Here is a 19,672-nt window from a genome sequence, read left to right on the forward strand (position 1 = left end):
ATTTGAGATGACTAGCTTAGACGTTACCTTGGCCTTAACGTCTTGATGACGTCTCATTTTTAAGTTCACGCGTCACCAATTTTGATAATGAGCCAATCTCGTTAGAGAGCAGTATTAGTAAGTCATCCAGCGTTACAATGGCTGTGAGTGTGCCATGCTCGTCCACAACAGGTAGTCTTCTAACACCTTTTGATGTCATGATTTTAATCGTATCAAATATCCCAGAATTTTCTTTGACTACTGATAAATGCCTGACCATGATGTCACTCACCGTCATGACTTTGCAATCTAACTCAGTTGCTACAACTTCTATGACTAAATCACGGTCTGTGACGATGCCTAAGGGGATATTTTTACCTTGATTTTCTTTGACGACCACAACATCGCCAACGTGGTGGCTACGCATTAATTGAGCAGCTTCAAAAACAGTGGCATCTGCTTTAACTGTGACCACTTCGTGATTACAAATAGCGCTAATTGACATAATGGGTTCCTTTTTACTGTTAAATACGATTGTGGGTATTTCAGTCATTTACTTATTTAACTGTGCGTCTTAACTAGTTTAACTGTGTGTCTTAACTAGGAGCACAGGTACGTGGCTTTGTTTGATCACCATATCTGCATCGCTACCCATCATTAAACGTGCGAATCCACGTAGGCCGTGTGTCCCCATCACAACTACATCTGCGGGCCACTCTTCTACTTGTTTAATAATCTGTTTAGATACACGCTCACCAATACTTTCTACGATAATGCACTCGGCTGACACGCCATATTGACGTGCTCTTTCTTCAGCAACCTCTAGTATTTTTTTACCTTGGCTACGTTGAATATCCGCAAGATACAAAATATTAAGTTCTCCATTTGCGTCTAAAATCGGGAAATAAGTATCGACTATATGTAAGAACCTAAGGTTTGCTTGAAGTGCTTTTGCAAGACTAATAGCTTCCACCATGCCACAGTTTGAAGTGCTGCTACCATCTATCGGACAAAGAATATGTTTGTACATTTTTAAACGCCTCCCAACACACACACGCCGCGTTGATCGTATGCAAACCAATCATTTCTTAGCTTAATTATGTTAATTAACGCTCCCTGTCGTTATGTTCGACAGAATGCGAGGATGTTTACGCGAGGAGGGAGGAGGCATGTCATCAGGGTAGCCAACAACAATCGGTGCTACTACCGTAAACTCATTAGGGATGCCTAGTTTAGTTTTTACCTCGGGTAAATTTAGAACAGGAAGCGCACTCCCAATAATGCATGACCCAAGCCCCATTGCGCAGGCAGCTAAAATTAAATTTTCAGCGGCCAGCCAACAATCCCCCCCAAAAAATTTTATCTTTGTATTCCCACAGATTAGGATGAGCGTTCCTGCATCATAAAAAATATTAAAGTCTTGATCGATTGGTAATTCAAATAGCTTCAGCGCATGCTGATGTTGATTGTGATGCATCATCGTGAGTAACATGGGCTTAGCTTGGTCTGATATTTTTTTTAGCAACTGCTGATCTTGTATGATGACAAATGCCCAAGGTTCACCATGCATAGCGGTGGGTGCACGTATTGCAGCTTCAAGAAGGCTAGAAACAGCCCCTTTTTCTAGCTTTTGTGTTGTGTAGCTACGTACAGAGCGCCTAGCTAATATGGCTTCGTAAAGGCTCATTTCGATTTCAAGTAATGACATTTATGTACTCCCATCAGTGACTCACGCGATACATTTACCTGTATTTTTTTAAAACTTGTCCAGAACTACAGTATCAAGAATAAACGCATTAGTTAATCCGCGCGAACACGTATAAATGATTATTTTAGGTTGATGGGTTCGATGGCATTTGAAGCGTTACAAACGGGAAGTGATTGAGTGCCTAACGCATTGAATGGTCACCAAAGCGCAAAATAAACTTTAATCATCACCCTAAAATAGTTACAGTTCTGTTATCTGGCACACAGTCAGTAGCAAATTATTCATTAATAATTATTTCAGTAGAGATCAACTTCACCCCTGCTGTTGAATAATTGTTTAATGAAGGAGAGCATTATGTTTAACGATACTCACAAGTTATTGCTCGGTTTGGCATTACTTGGGCCTAGCTCGGCATTGGCAAACGTCATCCATTGGGAAGTTAATAGCAACTTTGACCCTAACGCGTATTGGTGGGGTGAGGGTGGGGATGAGAACTTTATACTAAGTGGCGGTTTTGATTTAAACACTGATACTGGCACTATTTCCAACATTACCGTGAAAACATCTGGCGCGGCTGGTTGTGTAGCCTGTAATGATTTTTCTGATGGTGGCATCGGGGAGTTTAGCATCATTTCATTTGATGGTGCCGTTACATTTACCGAGAGTTATGGCCCTAATATATATTCCCCTGGAAGTTATTGGTTACAGATTCTAGGGGAGGGGTTTGATCCTTCCACGCCAGGTACTCATGCAACAATGGACATATCGTATTGGGGGCAGACTTTGCTATACGACCCATTTGACCCTAACACGTACATGAATATTGGTTGTTATTGGTGCGTTAGCATGATAGGCACGCTATCACCTGTACCAGAACCTGAAACCTATACGCTGATGCTGGTTGGGTTGGGAATATTGGGATGGCGTGCGAAGCGCAAAACCAGCTTTAATGCACAGGGCGCACTTATGTATGCATAAAATAAATGAGCTCAGACTCCTTCAGCGCTTAAATGTGGGCATAGTTCAGCTGAACCTAAGTAGGTGTTTTAAGCAAAAGTAGCTTATTCAAATATAAACAAAATAGAAACTACATTTGCGCTAAATTCCACAGTTTATGACAGGCTCAAATTTACTCTTTTAAGCCACTTTTATGTGCGATACGAGCTAAATCGAGCACATGGTTTGCGCCAGTTTTGTGCATGATATTGGATTTATGAATTTCTACAGTACGATGACTAATGCCAAGTTTTCGTGCGATATCTTTATTGTGATGCCCTTGTATTGCTAGCAGCATGACGTCGTATTCTCGCTCGGTTAGGCTGGCGATGCATTTTTCAGCTTCTTTACAGCTAGCGCTTTCTGTTAGTGATTTTTCTGATTCCATCATTGCCGCTGTGACAACGCTGATTAGTTTTTCTCGTCTTACGGGTTTGGTTAAGAAATCTATTGCCCCAGCTTTAATGGCTTTTACGCTGGTTGGAATATTTCCATGACCTGTTAGAAAGATGATAGGTATTGAGATATTACGTTTTGCGAGTTCTTCTTGAAGTTGCAAGCCATCCATTTCAGGCATTCTGTAGTCGACAATTGCACATCCGTAGCACTCTTCTGGGCAAACGGCTAAGAACGCTTCAGCACTTTCAAACGCCAATACTGGAATGTTTTCTTGAGCAATCATTAATGTTAATGAGTCACGAATCGCATGTTCATCGTCAATAATATAAATGGTAGGGTGATGAGTGTTCATGATGCGAATGGGAGTGTGAAATGGAAGGTTGCACCTACTTTGATATCAGGATCTAACCAGAGTTGACCACCGTTAGCCTCTGCTAGCGTACGGCTAATCGCAAGTCCCATCCCAATACCTTTAGCTTTTGTGGTAAAAAACGGCTCAAAAATTCGGCTGGCAATTTCATCACTAAGTCCAGGGCCGACATCTTGTACGGTGACATGTGCCATGTTGATATTAGCGTTAGTGCGGACGGTAATGCTAATGGATGAAAGTGATATTCCAGCGCCACGCATCGCTTCAACGCCATTTCTTAACAGGTTGACGAGTATTTTAAGCACTTGTGTTTTATTCCCGATAACTGGTTTTATATTGCTTTCTAACTGTAATACTGGGTAAAAATCGTAATAACCATAGTTTTTTGCAATCACTAACGCTTCTTTTACGGCCTCGTTAATGTCTAAGTGATCTTTGATTAGCTCTCCTTTTTGCAGAAAAGCGAGTAACTCATGCAAGCTTCCACCAGCACGTTGCGCTTGTGTTACACAGCCTTCAAGTGCACGCTTGAGGCTGGATGAATCAATTTTTTCCTGCTCTAGTGCATGCAGGGCAACCTCGCTATAGGCAGAGATTGCAGTGAGTGGTTGGTTAATTTCATGCGCAATCGCAGAGGCAGTTTGTGTTGCTACTTCTTTTGCAAATAGCGTTTCAGTTTCTGCATGTTGGTCTTGCAGTTTTTTCTCAAGCAATTTTTGCTCGGTGATGTCTCTTGCTACGCCTAATAATCTGGTTGCGTGACCATCTTTAAAATGTGCTTTGCCTATGGCAGATACCCAGTGTATGGAGTTGTCTGTTCGATTGATGACACGATACTCTACGTTAAACTCACCATTACCTGCGGGATCAGTTGCAAGCTGTATAGCTGATTCTCTAGTAGCTAGGTCTTGTGGATGTATTAGAGGCGTTTTTTCATCATATTGCTTTGTTTTATCTGGATCTACTCCCCAAATGGCTAATAAATGTTCATTTTCGTTGAGCATATTTAGATTTTCATCAAAATCAAAAACGCTTAATCCAGCAGCTTTCTTTGCAAGTCTTAAACGTTCTTCGCTCATGCGTAGCGCACGTTCAACTTCTTGACGTTTAAATACGCTGTAAAAAGTGACTAGGATATAAAGCTGGCCTTCATGATGAATTGGACTAAGCCCGATATCTACTGTGAGTTCTTTGCCACCTTTTGTTAAGACTGAAAGTTCGTTCCCACTACCCATGGGGCGTTTTTCTGGGTTTTGTATAAAGGCCATTCGATAGTGGCTGTGATGATCTCGATAACGTTGAGGGATTAGCGCGTCAACTTCTAGCCCGATGATTTCTTGCGCGGTATAGCCTAACAGCGTTTGCGCTGCCACGTTTGCTTGGGCGACTTGTCCTGTGCGGCTAACAAGTAACATGGCGTCAGCTACTGCATCAAATAAGGTTTGAAAACTTAAGCTTTGTAATGGGTAGGTCAAGAAAAGTCCTTATCAAATATCGAGATACACGTAAGGCAACTTGTTAATTCATTATAGATTAAAAATTAATGAATGTGTGCCTCAACCAATAGCCCATAAAGGCTAGGGGTTCGCTCGTATATTAGTGTTAGGGCGATTGCAGTAGATTATGCATATCGGCGTAACAGTAGGGCTGATAAAGGAATAATAAAAAGTGATTGCCGCAAGGTGAGGAAACACAAAGCAGTAAGCAATGGTAGTTTTGTAGCACGTATTTTTCAATAAAAGGAGTTTCAAAATGAAAAGTTTATATTTAGGTTTGCAGCGATTCATTCATGACGAAGAGGGCGTTACTGCTATTGAATATGCGTTGATTGCAGCGCTTATTGCGGTAGTGATTATCGCCGCGGTCACAACAACAGGTAATCGTGTTTGTGAAACTTTCAGAAGTGTTGCAACCGCGCTTGGTGGTAGTCCAGCAGCTTGTACTGGTGGAGGCGGAGGTACTTAATATATAGATAATTGTAGCCTTGATAGTTAATCATAAACCAATGTTGCTTGTAGTTTGCAAGGGGTATAGGCGGCGTTAATCAAGGCTACGATTTCTAGATGTATTAAAAATTAGCAAAGTAAAGAGGTACCAAAATGACGCCAAATTTAATGGGTCTATTAGCGTTAATGCCAATGATTATATTGCTGTTGCTGGCGACAAAACAGGATGTTAGTAGTCATCGAATATCTAACAAAGTAGTGTTAATTGGCGTGTTGCTTGGCGTTGTTTTAAATGGAATTTTACCTGAGGGCTGGGGGTTTAATTCACAGATACCCGGTGCGTTGGGTTGGTGGGTAGCATTGAAAGGTTTGGTGGTAGGCATGGCAGTGTTTTTACCACTTTATTGGTTACGTGCCATGGGCGCAGGGGATGTGAAGTTGATGGGCATGGTAGGCGCCTTTTTAGGACCCAATGAAGTATTAGGCGCTGTGTTAGCCACATTGGTAGTAGGTGGAGTGATGGCGATATTGGTGGTGCTGTGGTCAAAACAGTTAGGGTTGATGTTACAGAACGTTAAATTGATGCTCTACGGCAGTGCAGTTAAATTAAGTGCAGGGCAGGCGCCATTGATGAATGATTTACCAGTTTCGGTAGGAAAGTTACCTTATGCAGTGGCCATTACCTTAGGTACCTTTGCTTACCTGATTTGGCAGCGCTTGTAGAGTAAGTCTGACTTAATCGTTGATTATCAGTCAATGCTAAGTGTTAATAAGTGAGTGTATGGAGGGTTAAAGCGCGCTAGGTTCAGTTACTAAGTTTGGGTATTAGTTTGGTTGTTAAGTTTACGGATTGGTTAAGTGAGGGTATAGCCCGAAACGAGTAAAGATAATACAAAAAATAAATGAATGAATTAACCGAAAAAGTGAATGAGATCATGAAAATAGGCCTGACAGAGCATAGGCAGCAAGCGCATGAAGAACGGCGTAAAACCTTAGTTCCGATGCAGCCGCGCACTATTGATGAAACTGGGCTTAGTTTTCAATTTATTGTTGAGATTTTGACCAAAGCCTTATTCTTACGTGGCCAGATGCGTTTAATGGATCTGGTTTCTTACGTCAAACTACCTGTTTTAGTACTAGAGCCATTACTCGCATTTATGCGGACAGAACGCATGTGCGAGGCGGTGCGTAGCAGTGAAGCAGAGACAGCCATTGCTTACAGCCTCACTGAGTTGGGAAGGTTGCGCGCAGAAGATTATCTACGTAAAAATCAGTATGTAGGCCCTGCACCTGTCAGTTTAGCCGCTTATATCAAACAGGTGCGTCAGCAGTCTGTTACTAATATGCATGTGACACGAGAGCAGTTGCTTAGTGTGTTTGATGGCTTGGTGGTTAAAGAGCGCATTCTTAAACAATTTGGCGCAGCCATGAACTCTGGCCGTGCAATATTTGTATATGGTCCAGCGGGTAGCGGTAAAACATTTATAGCAGAGCATTTGGCTGGGTTGTTATCGGGTGATGTTGCGATTCCGCATGCGATTGTGGTGGATAACGAAGTCATTCAGGTGTTTGATCCCCTAAGTCATCATCAATCCATACCAGCAGATGATGCTGGTAGTCTTAGTTTAGATAGAAGATCGCAGTCAGACCAGCGATGGGTGACATGTCATCGGCCTGTGATTAAAACGGGTGGTGAGTTAACACTTTCTATGCTGGATTTAGATTTTGATGAGAGCGCTCGTTTTTATCAGGCCCCGCCTCAGGTGAAAGCCAATAATGGATTGTTGATTATTGATGATTTGGGCCGTCAGTTGACGCCAGCCATCGATATTATGAATCGCTGGATTGTGCCGCTAGACCGTCATGTTGACTATTTAGCGTTACATACAGGCAAGAAATTTATGTTGCCTTTTGATGTGATTGTGGTGTTCTCCACTAATTTAGCCCCTAGCAAACTGGCCGATGAGGCGTTTTTACGTCGCCTTGGTTACAAGATATATGTAGGACCATTAAGCGAAGATGAATATCGCATCATTGCTAAACAAGTTTGCGAAGAGATCAATGTTCCATTTAGTGAAGAAGGCCTGCATTACCTTTTGCATGAGCATCATTACAAGACAGGCAGGCCATTATCTGCCTGTATCCCTAGAGATATATTGGAGCAGTTAAGAGATATAGCACGTTATGAAGATCAGCCAGCGACGATGAGTAAAGAGTTGCTGGATTGGGCTTGGAATAATTATTTCACCCATGATTAATGAATGCGTCACGACATGTTGATGAGAACAGACAATAAAGGGGATGACAGATGAAAAATCCAAGAGCATTTTTAATGATTGTGGTTTCAGTCGGTATAGGGTTAGGCGCTGTTGTGCTGGCTTCACGATGGATCTCTCAACAAGCGGCTACAGTAGCTTCTAGCAAGGTGGTGGTGGCAGCCATTAATATTGATTTAGGTACACCACTCACACCGCAAATGCTTAAGTTGGCTGATTGGCCAAAAGGAAGCGTGCCTGCAGGTGCGACTGAAGATATGAAAACTTTAGATACGAGGGTAGTAAAAACGAGTTTGTTAAGAGGCGAGCCAGTGCTGGAATCTAAATTGGCACCCATTGGCGCAACTGGTGGTTTGTCTGCGGTGATTGGCCAAGGTAATCGTGCCATGACGGTGAGAGTGAATGATGTGGTAGGTGTGGCGGGCTTTGCTTTACCTGGTAATTATGTCGATATTGTAGTGAATACTGAGGATGAAAGTGTTAAGGCTGATAACGTGAACAAGAGTATTTCAAAAATTGTACTTGAGCACATTATGGTGTTGGCCGTGGCACAAGAGCAAAACAGAGATGAGACAAAACCTAAAGTTGTGAATGCAGTGACGCTTGAGGTGACACCAGAGCAAGCTGAAAAGCTAGACCTTGCACGTAGTGTTGGTACTTTGTCTTTAGTGTTGCGTAACCAGATTGATACCAGTGTGGTGACTAGCCAAGGGTCAACCAAAAAGGACCTGCTTAATCGTGTAGAGCAGCCTATGGTGGCGCAGCAGCCTCAGGTTAAAGCTGAGGTGAAAACGGTTGTGAGTAAATCGCCTGCACGTAAAGTGGTAGCAGTAAAAAAACCATCTTATGAGCAGGTTGAAGTGGTGCGCGGTGCAACCAAAACGATAGAGGAGTTTAAACCTGCTACTGAGTAGATTTTAAATGTAGCAAGTGAATTAAAGGACATGTTGAAGGGTAAATTGAAAGATGGGTTGAAGCGCTTAGTTTCAAAAGACAGTGAGATCGAAGCAACGGTGATGGGTTAAGTAGGTGTGAAGTGGGTACTGTGAACTGAATACTTAGACAAAACCTAGCTCGTATCGAAATTTGGAAGCGAAACGGCATATTGTCAGGGAGAAATGAGATGAACAAGCACAAGATCAAACGTGATCAGTTTTTACACAGTCAGGTAAGGTGCTGTGTGAATAATCTTTTGGCTGCCATGTTAGGAATGACGTTGCTTTCAATAGCACCGGTGTATGCAGCTGAGCCTCAGGTTGGTATGCAGAATATTTTGCTTGCTGCGGTAACGCCAAAGAAAGCAGTGCGGCCTGTGCCATCTTCTACAGAGATCGTGCCTAGCGTTGAACTGTCACTAGGGCAATCGCATCTGGTGAGGTTACCTGCTGGTGTTAATCTACAAAGGGTAAAAGTGGATGACGAAAAAGTGGTCCAGGTAGATGTCACTAGCCCGCGAGAGGTTGTGTTACATGCAAAATCTATCGGCTCTACGATGGTAATTATTTTAGATAAGTCAGGCCAGTCTGCTGTGATGGATGTAAGAGTTGTTGCCGTCACCACTGCAATGGATGCTGCTTCCTTGCATGCGAAATTGCAACAAATTATGCCAAGTGAAAAAGGCATTAAAGTCAGTACAGCCGCAGACTCATTGGTACTTAGTGGCACGGTGGCTGATGCTGTGAAAGTTGATCAAGCCATGGCGCTGGCAGAGGCTTATGGTGGTAAAGATAAGGATAAAAAAGTCATTAATATGCTTCGGGTAGCAGCCCCTCAACAGGTAATGCTTGAGGTAAAAATGGCTGAGGTGTCAAAAAACCTGTTAGATAAATTGGGCGCATCATTTGGAGCTTCTCGTAGTAATGGTGGTGTTGCTTATGCCATTGCTTCTGGGTTTTTAAGCCTGACAGGGGCTGACCCATTATCACCAGGTGGTTTATTGACCATTACCCATGGTAATAAGGAAATTAAAATCGATGCTGAGAACAAAGAAGGTGTGGTTAAGATTTTAGCCGAGCCTAATATTATTGCCATCAGTGGACAAGAAGGTAGCTTTTTGGCGGGCGGTAAAATTTTCATTCCTGTTCCACAAAACAATGCGGTTGGCGGCGCATCTATTATCACCTTAGAAGAGCGTGATTTTGGTGTTGGACTAAGATTTACACCAACAGTATTAGAGGAAGGGCTAATTAATTTAAGAGTGGCACCTGAAGTTTCTGAGCTTACTCAAGGCGGCACGACAGTGGGCGGTAGTGTGTTTCCATCATTTACCGTTAGGCGTGTTTCTACCACAGTGCAGTTGCGAGATGGTCAAAGTTTTGCGATTGCAGGTTTGATCAAAAACAACATTACAGAGAGCATTCGCCGCTTTCCAATCTTGGGAGATATTCCAATCCTTGGCGCGCTGTTCAGAAGCAGTTCTTTCCAAGAGGATAAAACTGAGCTGTTGTTTGTAATCACCCCACGTTTGGTAAAACCATTACCACCTAACTTTGCGTTGCCTACCGATAGCTTTAACCCACCAAGTAAAACAGAGTTTTTCTTGAATGGGCAGTTAGAAGGTAAACCTGCGGACTCAAAAACTACAGACCCAGCAGATAGCGCCCCTGTACCTCAGCCAAATACAGAAGTGCCAGAGCCCAATAGTGCTAAAGAAGGCGGTACTAAAGATGGTGGCGCTCAAGATGGCTTTGAAATGAAATAAGGAGATAGTCATGCACACCTCAATATTGAAAACCATTCTATCTGCCTTCATTGCATCTGTTGCAATCGCTGGTTGTGCCACTAAAACACCAATACTTGATGACCATTTTGGTGAGGCCGTGAACGCTGCAAAAGCCCAGCAGACTATTAATCCTGATGCCTCGATGAATACCGACCCTGTGGCTGGGGTGGGCGGTCAGGCAGCAGATGCTGCGGTAGATAGATATCACAAATCATTTACACAACCACCTGTCACCCCCAACGTATTTAACATTGGCATTGGTTCTAGTGGAAGTGGCGCTGGTGGCGGCAGTAGTGGTAGTAGTACAGGAACAAGGTAAGGCTTTGGCGCCCGCTGGGCAACGAAGGAGAACAACATGAGCGAGCATAGAAAATATAGTCAGCATGGCAAGCAGCAGCAAGGTGCGGTAGCGATTATCGTTGCAATCTGCCTGACCTTGCTGGTGGGAATGTTAGGCTTAGTGTTGGATCTAGGCCATCTCTATGTCGCTAAAACAGAGTTACAAAACGCAGCAGACTCTGCTTCTCTCAGTGGCGCTAAAGAGCTTAATGGTAGAGTGACAGGCATTAACAGTGCTTTGACGCGTGCCATTGAAGCGTCTGGTAAAAATAACTATGACCTCAATAGTAATCAAGTAGTGATTAACACTAGCAATGTATGGGTAGGTAGTTGCCCAAGTGATGGCTGTATGGTGCCAATAAGTTCTGTTACTACCGATGCCTTGGCGGCTGATAAGACCTTTGTCAAAGTAGATACAGGATTACGTAACTTAAATACTTGGTTTATTCAGGTGTTGCCAGGAGTTGCAAACACGACACAGACTTTCGGCATGGCGGTGGCAGGTAAATATTCCGTTGATATTACGCCCATTGCTATCTGTGAGCAGCCTGACCCTGGTACCACACACGAGTTAGGATTTGAGCGTGGTGTTTCATACAGGGTGAGCGAGGCTAACCCACTTGGCCCAGGGACGATGTTTTGGATAGATCCTGAGTCAAACGTACCAGGGGTTTGTCCAGTGACTAGTACTAACGAGACTAGACCTTATGTTTGTGCAGGTAAAACTGGTTTTACCCCGATTGTAGGTGATACGGTTAACACTAACACGGGGATATCTGTTCCACAATTGTCTGCGTTGGATTCAAGGTTTGGTGATTACACGCCTCAAAATCAGTGTGATCCAGCTACCGCACCACCTGATAGCAATGTTAAGGAATATCGTTATAACAATGCCGGTGCAGGGTCACCTCGTGATTGGATGGGTACAGATCCAGTACAACAGAGCATTACTTTTGTTGAAAGAGCTGACGTGAGCAGCCTATGTTCTCCTAGCGGTCCTTGTCAATCTAAACTATACACTCAACCAAGAGTCGCTACCGATTACGGTGTTTTATGGGCTGGTTATCGTCGGTTAGGGGCAACAGTCGCAGATTGGCCAGCGTTATACAGTGGCAATACTGCAACAGCTTACCCAGAGCCATCACCCTATGCGCAAACCAGCGGTAATTACTTTACTGCACCGCCAGCTGCTTATCAGCCAGGTAAGCCAGGACGCAGAATACTTAATATGGTGATTATCGATTGTGCAACGGCAGGTGGTGTTTGCAGGCCAGCGCCAGTGGTTGGTGTGGGTCGGTTCTTGATGCAGAGGAGGTCGGATGTTCCAGGTGACCGTGATGTTTTTGTAGAGTTTGGCGGTTTGTTACCAACGCCATTACCAACCAGTGATATTAAGCTTTATCGATAATCATGAAAATCATTCAACTAAAATTTAAGCGTAGTTTAGGGCAGGAAAAACAGCATGGCGCTGCGGTGATTGAGTTTGCTTTGTTATTAGTGCTATTGCTGATGTTTGTGGCTGGTGTTGTAGAGTTTGGCCGCGCTTTTTGGTACTACGATGCATTGACCAAAGCAACACGTGATGGTGCGAGATACCTTTCAAATACTAGAGTGAGCGCTTTAGTGGCACTTGATGCCGCAACACAAGACCAAGCAAAACAAATGGTTGTTGATGCCGCTGCTCTTGCACAAGTACCAGGCTTTGCTGCGGCAGATGTCGCCGTGATTTGTGAGCCAAGTTGCGATGCACCAGATTACGTCACAGTGGCAATTAATGCGTATCCAATTACGATAGGTGGGTGGATTCCAATCTTTTTGCCGATTGGCTCAACGACCTGGAGTGCCACGTTATCACCCTCTACCGCTATGCGATACATGCATTGAAGGGAATGATGATGCTTAACATGATTAAAAACTACAGCAAGCCCAAACAAGCGCAACGAGGTGCTGCGGCGGTTGAGTTTGCGATTATTGCCTTACTGTTGTTCACATTATTGTTTGGCATTATCGAGTTTGGGCGCTTGTTTTATCTTTACAACAGCGTTCAAGAAGTCACACGTCATGCAGCACGCGAGGCTGTGGTGAGGTGGGTTGATAACTCAAGTACTAGTCCTGCAAAAGTGTTAGCGCTTTTTGGTGGAGCCAGTTTGCCAGCGGGTGCTGAGATCACCGCAGACAATATTGATATTGAATACCTCACCGAAAGTGGCGCGGTGCCTAGTCCATTTCCAACGAGTGCATCAGACAATATATCCGCTTGTTTAACAGGGCCAACAGGTTGTATTGCACTGGTGCGAGTTTCTATTGTTAATGCTTATTATGTACCGATGGTTGGGCTGTTTCCGTTTCTTGCAGTGCCGATTCCAGCATCTACAGTGACGATGCCAGCGGAGAGTTTAGGGTATACGGGTTAAATAAGTGATTTGCGTTTAATTGAATGGCGGCAAAAAAATGAAAATAATCGTGATTTCGCCTAACAAGGTGTTAAAAGAAGAAATCTTACATAGCCTAAAAAGCGCAGATGCGGCTAGGTATTCGCTAGTATTTGATGACGGGTTGAATGATTTATGGCAAGTCACAGCGGATGAAGATCCAGACCTGATTATTATTGATGGACTCTGTGTGGAGGGGGGAGGTCTCTGTGCTTTAGAGAATATATGCCTGAGATATCCAGATGTATCTGTCATCATTTTGTCTGAAAATGCATCGACAGAGTTTTTAATGGCAGCCATGCGTAGTGGTGTGAAAGATGTATTGAGTTTGCCGCTACAGATAAGCGATTTACAGGCGGCAGTAAATCGTGTTGATCTTAAGCTAAAACAGACCGTGCCTAAAAGTAAAAAAGGCAAGGTCATTGCATTTGTTGGTAGTAAAGGCGGAAGTGGCGCTACATTCTTGGCGTGTAATCTGGCCTATATATTGGCAGAAACTAGCAAGGCTAAGGTGGCATTGTTAGATTTGAATCTTCAATTTGGGGATGCCGTACTTTTTGTTAATGACCATGTGCCATCCAATACCTTAGCAGATGTAGCAAAAAATATTAAACGGTTAGATGCGTCATTGTTGAGTTCTTCTATGGTCAGTATTTTACCTAACTTCAGTGTGCTAGCTGCGCCAGAGGATGCAGAGTCAGCACAGGATGTCAGGCCTGAGCATATTGATGCACTGCTTAAATTAACCATATCTCAATATGATTTTGTGCTCATCGATATTGGTAGAACACTCAATGCAACAAGTGTTAAAGCGCTGGATCATACCGATATTATTTTTATTGTACTTCAAGAAACGCTGCCATTTATTCGTGATTCAAAACGTTTATTACATGCACTTCAATCGCTAGGCTATGCAAAAGAGAAAGTGAAATTAGTGCTTAATCGGTATGAAAAGGGAGGGGATATCCGGTTAGTAGATGTAGAAACCGCACTAGATATGAAGGTATTTAAAACCATACCTAATAGTTATCAGGCTGTTTCTGCATCGGTTAATCAAGGTGTCCCTATCATACAAATTGCTAAGAGTGATCCAGTGACTAAAGCCTTACAAGAGGTAGCAGAAAACTTGGTAGAAGGTGCTAAAGCCAAAAAATCTAGCTGGTTAGATAGTTTGTTACATCATGCATCGTTATTTTGAACGAGATTGCAGCATGGTCGATTAACTGATGGTTGATAAGAATAAATGCTGAATTGAGGAAGGAATTAGATTATGTCACTCCGTGATCGATTAGAAGATGTCAAAAAAGATGCAGTGCAAGAACTGCAGAGCAACCAAACTGATGGTGTGATGGGTAATAAAGTGTATCAAGCGTTAAGGTCGCGCATTCATCGTAAACTGCTAGATCGGGTTGACCTAGCCATGATGGAAAATATGGCACCAGAGCTATTGCGCGCGGAGCTAAAAACATTGGTGGAGCGACTTCTGACAGAGGAAGACGTGGCGATTAATGATGCAGAACGTATTAGCTTAGTCCGTGACATTCAGCATGAGGTATTAGGCTTAGGGCCACTAGAAACATTAATGGCAGATTCAACCATTTCAGACATATTGGTCAATACCTATAACCAGATTTACGTTGAGCGTAAGGGCAAGTTAGAACTTACGGATGTGCGATTTGAGAGTGAAGCACACTTGCTGAAAATTATCGACAAAATTGTTTCTGGTGTAGGTCGCCGTGTAGATGAATCTAGCCCGATGGTGGATGCTCGCCTACCTGACGGTTCCCGCGTAAATGCCATCATTCCGCCGCTAGCTGTGGATGGCGCTATCTTGTCAATTCGTCGTTTTGCAGTCACACCGCTACAGATGAAAGATTTTATTCAATATAAAAGCTTAACGCCAGAAATGGCTGAATTGCTTGAGGGCTTAGTAAAGTCAAAAGTGAATATCTTGATTTCTGGAGGTACTGGTACAGGTAAAACGACCTTACTGAATGTGTTATCTGGGTATATTCCATCCAATGAGCGGATTGTCACTATTGAAGATGCCGCTGAGTTGCAGTTACAACAACCGCACGTCGTTCGCTTAGAAGTAAGACCACCCAACATTGAAGGTAAGGGTGAAGTGACCACGCGCATGTTAGTAAGAAACAGTTTGCGGATGCGTCCTGACCGTATCATCGTTGGTGAGGTAAGGGGGGCAGAGGTGGTGGATATGTTACAAGCAATGAACACTGGTCATGAAGGCTCTATGGCCACTGTGCATGCCAATACGCCACGAGATGCATTAACTCGTTTAGAAAATATGATGGGCATGGCTGGTTTCAATTTGCCAACTAAAGCCATGCGTGAGCAAATTAGCTCGGCATTAACTGTGGTGGTTCATGTTTCTCGTTTAGGTGATGGTAAACGTAAGGTGACCAGTATTAAAGAAATAACAGGCATGGAAAGTGAAATTATCACCATGCAAGATATTTTTGTTTACGAGCAAACTGGTGTTGCTGAAGATGGAAAAGTGTTGGGTCATTTTAAAGCAACAGGCATAAGGCCAAGATTCATTGACCGCTTACGTGTGTATGGCGTGCAAATATCAGACAACTTGTTTGATCCAATGCGATTGTATGAGTAGGAGTTTAATATGGACTATCTCTACTATCTATTTGTTGTACTAGCGTTTCTCGCAGTTGTGCTTTTTTTAGAAGGCGCATACTTGGCGTGGAACACTTATAAAGGCCCTGAAGCGAAAAGAATTGAAAAACGCTTACAGGCCATGACGATTAGTAATGCCCATGAAAGTAGTTTGGTGAAACAGAGGCTACTTGCACAAGCTCCTGGTCTGCAAAGATTTTTAGCGCAGATTCCACGTATCAATCAGTTAGATAAAGTTATTTTGCAATCAGGGCTTAATTACAGTGTAGCAAGATTTATAGCGATTTGCATACTCATGGCTGCGGGTGGTTTTGTGATGACGTTATTGCTAGGATTTAGCCTGACAGCCGCAATTGTCGTTGCAATTTTTGCCACTAGTTTGCCGCTAATTTACATGTTTAATGCTAAGCAAAAGCGTATTTATACGGTTGAGCAACAGTTACCAAGTGCGTTAGATTTAATGGGGCGCGCAATGACAGCAGGACATGCTTTTCCTAGCGCATTGCAAATGGTAGGTAGTGAAATGCCAGAGCCAATTGCTTCTGAGTTTCGGATTGTATTTGATGAAATCAACTATGGTATTCCCACACAAGAAGCCTTAATGAATCTTGCTGAACGTGTCCCAAGTACAGACTTAAGGTATTTTGTGATAGCCGTGCTAATTCAGCGTGAAACTGGCGGTAATTTGGCAGAGCTATTAGCCAACATCAGTGAGTTGATTAGAGCGCGTTTAAAACTACTCGGAACAGTACGTGTTTTATCAGCGGAGGGACGTTTATCAGCTTGGATTTTAACAGTACTCCCATTTGCCTTAGGTTTTGTACTTCAACTCATGAATCCTAAATTTTTGAGTGTGCTATGGACAGACCCAATGGGTGTGAAAATGGTAGTGATGGCACTCATCATGATGGTTTTTGGTGTTTTTGTCATGTGGCGCATTATCAAGATTAGGGTCTGATACAGATTAAATAAGCGAGAACATCATGAACACAATTCAAATAATTTATCTGGTTCTTATTTTTATCACGGTATTTATCGTTGCGATGGTGATCTTTGGGCAGTTTAGTACGCGCCCTTTAGATGCCAGACTGCAAATATTAAGAGGAGATTCACCACACTTATCAGATGCAACAGATGAACCTGCTTGGTTAAGCCACATGGTTAAATTAACTGGCCCAATTGCCAAACTTTCTTTACCAAAAGAAGGATGGGAGACATCGCAGCTACGCGTTCGGTTTATGAATGCTGGGCTGCGTAGTGCAGGGGCACCAATCTTATACTTTGCTGCTAAAACGTTACTTACCATTGCGTTACCTGCTTTGTTTGTGATGTACACCGTGATTGCTGGCAAAGTTGTGAGCCCTAATAACTTTATGATGTTGTTAATCATGTTGGCCGCGATTGGTTATTTTATTCCAAATGCTGTGCTAGCAAGGCGCATTGCTTATCGTAAACGTGAAATATTTGAAAGCTTTCCTGATGCGCTAGATTTAATCATTGTCTGTGTTGAGGCTGGTTTAGGGCTAGACGCTGCGCTTTCTCGAGTAGGTGAAGAAATGCATGTTAGAAGCCCCATCTTAGGGGAGGAATTGCACCTAATCAACCTAGAGCTACGCGCAGGCAGCTCACGGGAAAGAGCATTGCGTAATTTAGCTTTGCGTACAGGGGTTGAAGATATTGATACGCTCGTCGCCATGCTGGTGCAATCAGATCGTTTTGGTACCAATGTGGCAGATTCATTAAGAGTACATGCTGATACTTTACGTACTAAACGCCGCTTATTAGCAGAAGAGGCCGCGGCAAAAATTGCAGTTAAATTGTTGTTTCCACTTATTTTCTTTATTTTCCCGTCGATGTTGTTGGTGTTGTTAGGGCCAGCTTTTATCAGCATACACAATATTTTGTTACCAACACTGGCAGGGCAATAAGTGAATAAGACAAGTAGTGAAAGCTTTAGCTTAAACGGTTGTATGGAGGTGAATCATGAAAAGTAAACGCAAAATATTACCTGCGGCATGCTGCGTTGCAATACTTAGCGCATGTGCGTCTAATCCGCAGGTAAGTGAAGCACCGTGGGTGATTAGTCCAAATATTAAGACAAGCAACACAAGCGCTAATCCCATTGTTAACCCTAGTGCTATGTATAATTTAGGTAGATATTATCAAGGCCAGCAGCGCGATAATCTTGCGATTGAATCTTACCAAAAAGCAATTGCAGCAGATCATCGCTTTGTAGAGGCTCATAATGGCCTAGGTGTTATTTATGCTAAAAAAGGTCAATATCAAGAAGCTGCCAAAGCGTTCAAAACTGCACTTAAATATGCACCAGACGCAGCGCATTTATATAGCAATATGGGCTATGCCTATTATTTGCAAGGGCAGTATGCCGAGGCGGTGCTTGCGTTAAAGCAGGCAACAACGCTTGATCCGTCCAATCATAAGGCGCTAAACAACCTTGGGCTAGCTTATGCCAAAGCAGGTAGTCAAGGCGAGTCATTTCAGGCTTTTGCTCAAGCGGTCAATGTTGAGTCTGTCAATTCAGCATCTGCCAATGTGGCATCGGTAAAAGTCCCTTCATTGCAAGACGTACCTGCTGATGCTAGTGAACAAAAATCCGCATCGGTTACTTTGATATTTGCAGATAAAGTTTCCACACAACCAACGGATGCACAGGTGCTGGAACTTCCTAAGAATGGCGGCATTATTAGGTCAATATCTGCCTCAAATGCACTACCAGTAGTAGAAAGCCGTGTGAAATTAGTGCAGTTATCACCAAATGTCTATGAGCTACATACACAGCCAATGAGTGATATATCGGTTCAGGTTGCAGAGGTACCTGAAAAAGTTAACTTGGCACTATTACGCGTTGAGGTATCTAATGGAAATGGTGTGACTGGCATGGCGGCTAAGGTAGGTAAGTTTTTACTAGATCAAGGGTACCCAGCAACAAGGCTGACTAATCAAAAACCATTTAATATTAAAAAATCACAAATTCAGTACCGAGATGGTCACTATGCAGAAGCTCAACTTTTAAAAGATAGCTTGCCAGAGTCTCCAGAGCTTATTCAGCGTAGTGACATGCGTGCAGATATTGGCGTGAGATTAGTACTTGGTAGAGATATGAGCACACATTTGGCCTACTTTGGTACCAAACAGCAAAAAACTCAGATAGCTTTGGTGATGGACGAGCCTAAAACTTAAGGGTAACTAAATATTGAATTAACTTTCATTTAAGACTTTTTTTGGTTTAAAACTATTTTGTAGTGCAGTGTAGTAAGTCGGTAAGTTGTTAAATTCTTTAATTTAAGGGAGTGTGAAATGGCTAATATGGACAATATTATAGAACCAGAGAGACAAGGGCTTTGGATTGCGGCAACTTTCATTATTGCATTGCTAGCATTAGTTATCGCAATTGTTGGGGTTAGTCGTAATAATGATTTAATGTACATGACACAAACAGAGATGCTATTGATTAACGATAAAATCGAATCTTTACAAACTGGCGCACCTCCAGCAGCACCGAGTGCAACACAAGAGTAAACATTAACATGTGCAATCGTATTCAACATGCTCTAAAAAGTCGCCCATTAGCAATATTTACAGGGCATGTTGAATATATTGCTGCGCAATGATTGTTGTAATTATAGACCTTAGTAGTACGTAAACATTCTCATTATACTAGTAAGTATATAAGGGTTAGCCCTTACGTGTTTACCCGAATGTACCAACTTAACCAATAAGCGTAAATTATCAGCTCAACGTAGTTGTGCGCGAGTTTACAGTCAACATTGACAGTCAACAATACAATGACTAGTCAAGTTGTGCTGCTAATTTTAACCTATTGATTGGGAGGTCT

21 protein-coding genes are annotated in these 19,672 nt (G+C 42.9%); 16 read left to right on the forward strand and 5 right to left on the reverse strand.

The features are described from left to right. Window positions 1-34: 34 nt before the first annotated feature. From Q7U33_RS11045 to Q7U33_RS11055, 3 genes are all read right to left on the reverse strand, one after another. Window positions 35-484, reverse strand: coding sequence for a CBS domain-containing protein (locus Q7U33_RS11045; protein ID WP_304860874.1), 450 nt, complete (start codon window positions 482-484; stop codon window positions 35-37). A 78-nt stretch (window positions 485-562) separates the two neighbouring features. Next, on the reverse strand, window positions 563-1,009 hold the full coding sequence (locus tag Q7U33_RS11050; RefSeq protein WP_304860876.1) for a universal stress protein: 447 nt from the start codon (window positions 1,007-1,009) through the stop codon (window positions 563-565). A 72-nt stretch (window positions 1,010-1,081) separates the two neighbouring features. Further along, window positions 1,082-1,687 (reverse strand): nitroreductase family protein, encoded by a 606-nt coding sequence (locus Q7U33_RS11055; RefSeq protein ID WP_304860878.1) that lies wholly within the window; start codon window positions 1,685-1,687, stop codon window positions 1,082-1,084. Window positions 1,688-2,041: 354 nt separating this feature from the next. Here Q7U33_RS11055 and Q7U33_RS11060 point away from each other — a divergent pair, with 354 nt between their 5' ends. Further along, a complete protein-coding gene (locus Q7U33_RS11060; RefSeq protein ID WP_304860880.1) occupies window positions 2,042-2,665 on the forward strand; it encodes a PEP-CTERM sorting domain-containing protein in 624 nt (207 codons plus the stop codon). Window positions 2,666-2,816: 151 nt separating this feature from the next. Here Q7U33_RS11060 and Q7U33_RS11065 read toward each other — a convergent pair whose 3' ends face one another. Then, entirely contained in the window at window positions 2,817-3,434 is a 618-nt protein-coding gene (locus Q7U33_RS11065; protein ID WP_304860882.1) for a response regulator transcription factor, read from the reverse strand. Continuing rightward, window positions 3,431-4,927, reverse strand: a complete 1,497-nt coding sequence (locus tag Q7U33_RS11070) for a PAS domain-containing sensor histidine kinase (protein WP_304860884.1) — start codon at window positions 4,925-4,927, stop codon at window positions 3,431-3,433. Before Q7U33_RS11070 ends, Q7U33_RS11065 begins: the two co-directional genes overlap by 4 nt. Window positions 4,928-5,204: 277 nt before the next feature. On the opposite strand from Q7U33_RS11070, the gene Q7U33_RS11075 reads away from it, so the two are divergent. From Q7U33_RS11075 to Q7U33_RS11145, 15 genes are all read left to right on the forward strand, one after another. Then, window positions 5,205-5,417, forward strand: a complete 213-nt coding sequence (locus Q7U33_RS11075; protein ID WP_304860886.1) for a Flp family type IVb pilin — start codon at window positions 5,205-5,207, stop codon at window positions 5,415-5,417. Window positions 5,418-5,551: 134 nt separating this feature from the next. Continuing rightward, window positions 5,552-6,121 carry a prepilin peptidase gene (locus tag Q7U33_RS11080; RefSeq protein WP_304860888.1) on the forward strand — a complete coding sequence of 190 codons (570 nt, stop codon included), beginning with the start codon at window positions 5,552-5,554 and terminating at the stop codon, window positions 6,119-6,121. 179 nt (window positions 6,122-6,300) lie between these two features. Next, a complete protein-coding gene (locus Q7U33_RS11085) occupies window positions 6,301-7,656 on the forward strand; it encodes an ATP-binding protein (protein WP_304860890.1) in 1,356 nt (451 codons plus the stop codon). Between the two features lie 50 nt (window positions 7,657-7,706). Continuing rightward, window positions 7,707-8,588: a Flp pilus assembly protein CpaB gene (gene cpaB, locus Q7U33_RS11090; RefSeq protein WP_304860892.1), complete on the forward strand. Its 882-nt coding sequence runs from the start codon at window positions 7,707-7,709 to the stop codon at window positions 8,586-8,588. A 209-nt stretch (window positions 8,589-8,797) separates the two neighbouring features. Beyond that, window positions 8,798-10,375, forward strand: a complete 1,578-nt coding sequence (locus tag Q7U33_RS11095; RefSeq protein WP_304860894.1) for a type II and III secretion system protein family protein — start codon at window positions 8,798-8,800, stop codon at window positions 10,373-10,375. A gap of 10 nt (window positions 10,376-10,385) precedes the next feature. After that, on the forward strand, window positions 10,386-10,715 hold the full coding sequence (locus tag Q7U33_RS11100) for a hypothetical protein (protein WP_304860896.1): 330 nt from the start codon (window positions 10,386-10,388) through the stop codon (window positions 10,713-10,715). 36 nt (window positions 10,716-10,751) lie between these two features. After that, window positions 10,752-12,143, forward strand: coding sequence for a Tad domain-containing protein (locus Q7U33_RS11105; protein ID WP_304860898.1), 1,392 nt, complete (start codon window positions 10,752-10,754; stop codon window positions 12,141-12,143). A 2-nt stretch (window positions 12,144-12,145) separates the two neighbouring features. Beyond that, window positions 12,146-12,619: a TadE/TadG family type IV pilus assembly protein gene (locus Q7U33_RS11110; RefSeq protein ID WP_304860901.1), complete on the forward strand. Its 474-nt coding sequence runs from the start codon at window positions 12,146-12,148 to the stop codon at window positions 12,617-12,619. 20 nt (window positions 12,620-12,639) lie between these two features. Next, the gene (locus Q7U33_RS11115) at window positions 12,640-13,149 is read left to right on the forward strand and encodes a TadE/TadG family type IV pilus assembly protein (protein ID WP_304860904.1); all 510 of its coding nucleotides are present in this window, start codon (window positions 12,640-12,642) and stop codon (window positions 13,147-13,149) included. Window positions 13,150-13,186: 37 nt separating this feature from the next. Beyond that, on the forward strand, window positions 13,187-14,365 hold the full coding sequence (locus Q7U33_RS11120) for an AAA family ATPase (protein ID WP_304860906.1): 1,179 nt from the start codon (window positions 13,187-13,189) through the stop codon (window positions 14,363-14,365). Between the two features lie 72 nt (window positions 14,366-14,437). Further along, complete coding sequence (locus tag Q7U33_RS11125; protein WP_304860909.1) at window positions 14,438-15,796, forward strand: CpaF family protein; 1,359 nt, start codon at window positions 14,438-14,440, stop codon at window positions 15,794-15,796. Between the two features lie 9 nt (window positions 15,797-15,805). Next, window positions 15,806-16,774: a type II secretion system F family protein gene (locus Q7U33_RS11130; RefSeq protein ID WP_304860912.1), complete on the forward strand. Its 969-nt coding sequence runs from the start codon at window positions 15,806-15,808 to the stop codon at window positions 16,772-16,774. A 25-nt stretch (window positions 16,775-16,799) separates the two neighbouring features. Continuing rightward, entirely contained in the window at window positions 16,800-17,744 is a 945-nt protein-coding gene (locus Q7U33_RS11135; protein ID WP_304860915.1) for a type II secretion system F family protein, read from the forward strand. Window positions 17,745-17,799: 55 nt separating this feature from the next. Further along, the gene (locus Q7U33_RS11140) at window positions 17,800-19,017 is read left to right on the forward strand and encodes a LytR C-terminal domain-containing protein (RefSeq protein ID WP_304860917.1); all 1,218 of its coding nucleotides are present in this window, start codon (window positions 17,800-17,802) and stop codon (window positions 19,015-19,017) included. Window positions 19,018-19,134: 117 nt separating this feature from the next. Further along, window positions 19,135-19,356, forward strand: coding sequence for a hypothetical protein (locus Q7U33_RS11145; RefSeq protein ID WP_304860920.1), 222 nt, complete (start codon window positions 19,135-19,137; stop codon window positions 19,354-19,356). Window positions 19,357-19,672 lie beyond the last annotated feature (316 nt).

This window comes from Methylotenera sp., from assembly GCF_030653755.1.
Taxonomy (GTDB): domain Bacteria; phylum Pseudomonadota; class Gammaproteobacteria; order Burkholderiales; family Methylophilaceae; genus Methylotenera.

Coding starts and splice junctions, on each gene's coding strand:
- Q7U33_RS11045 (WP_304860874.1), bottom strand. CDS start 484: ATGTCAATTAGCGCTATTTGTAATCACGAAGTGGTCACAGTTAAAGCA.
- Q7U33_RS11050 (WP_304860876.1), bottom strand. CDS start 1,009: ATGTACAAACATATTCTTTGTCCGATAGATGGTAGCAGCACTTCAAAC.
- Q7U33_RS11055 (WP_304860878.1), bottom strand. CDS start 1,687: ATGTCATTACTTGAAATCGAAATGAGCCTTTACGAAGCCATATTAGCT.
- Q7U33_RS11060 (WP_304860880.1), top strand. CDS start 2,042: ATGTTTAACGATACTCACAAGTTATTGCTCGGTTTGGCATTACTTGGG.
- Q7U33_RS11065 (WP_304860882.1), bottom strand. CDS start 3,434: ATGAACACTCATCACCCTACCATTTATATTATTGACGATGAACATGCG.
- Q7U33_RS11075 (WP_304860886.1), top strand. CDS start 5,205: ATGAAAAGTTTATATTTAGGTTTGCAGCGATTCATTCATGACGAAGAG.
- Q7U33_RS11080 (WP_304860888.1), top strand. CDS start 5,552: ATGACGCCAAATTTAATGGGTCTATTAGCGTTAATGCCAATGATTATA.
- Q7U33_RS11085 (WP_304860890.1), top strand. CDS start 6,301: ATGAATGAATTAACCGAAAAAGTGAATGAGATCATGAAAATAGGCCTG.
- cpaB (WP_304860892.1), top strand. CDS start 7,707: ATGAAAAATCCAAGAGCATTTTTAATGATTGTGGTTTCAGTCGGTATA.
- Q7U33_RS11095 (WP_304860894.1), top strand. CDS start 8,798: ATGAACAAGCACAAGATCAAACGTGATCAGTTTTTACACAGTCAGGTA.
- Q7U33_RS11100 (WP_304860896.1), top strand. CDS start 10,386: ATGCACACCTCAATATTGAAAACCATTCTATCTGCCTTCATTGCATCT.
- Q7U33_RS11105 (WP_304860898.1), top strand. CDS start 10,752: ATGAGCGAGCATAGAAAATATAGTCAGCATGGCAAGCAGCAGCAAGGT.
- Q7U33_RS11110 (WP_304860901.1), top strand. CDS start 12,146: ATGAAAATCATTCAACTAAAATTTAAGCGTAGTTTAGGGCAGGAAAAA.
- Q7U33_RS11115 (WP_304860904.1), top strand. CDS start 12,640: ATGATTAAAAACTACAGCAAGCCCAAACAAGCGCAACGAGGTGCTGCG.
- Q7U33_RS11120 (WP_304860906.1), top strand. CDS start 13,187: ATGAAAATAATCGTGATTTCGCCTAACAAGGTGTTAAAAGAAGAAATC.
- Q7U33_RS11125 (WP_304860909.1), top strand. CDS start 14,438: ATGTCACTCCGTGATCGATTAGAAGATGTCAAAAAAGATGCAGTGCAA.
- Q7U33_RS11130 (WP_304860912.1), top strand. CDS start 15,806: ATGGACTATCTCTACTATCTATTTGTTGTACTAGCGTTTCTCGCAGTT.
- Q7U33_RS11135 (WP_304860915.1), top strand. CDS start 16,800: ATGAACACAATTCAAATAATTTATCTGGTTCTTATTTTTATCACGGTA.
- Q7U33_RS11140 (WP_304860917.1), top strand. CDS start 17,800: ATGAAAAGTAAACGCAAAATATTACCTGCGGCATGCTGCGTTGCAATA.
- Q7U33_RS11145 (WP_304860920.1), top strand. CDS start 19,135: ATGGCTAATATGGACAATATTATAGAACCAGAGAGACAAGGGCTTTGG.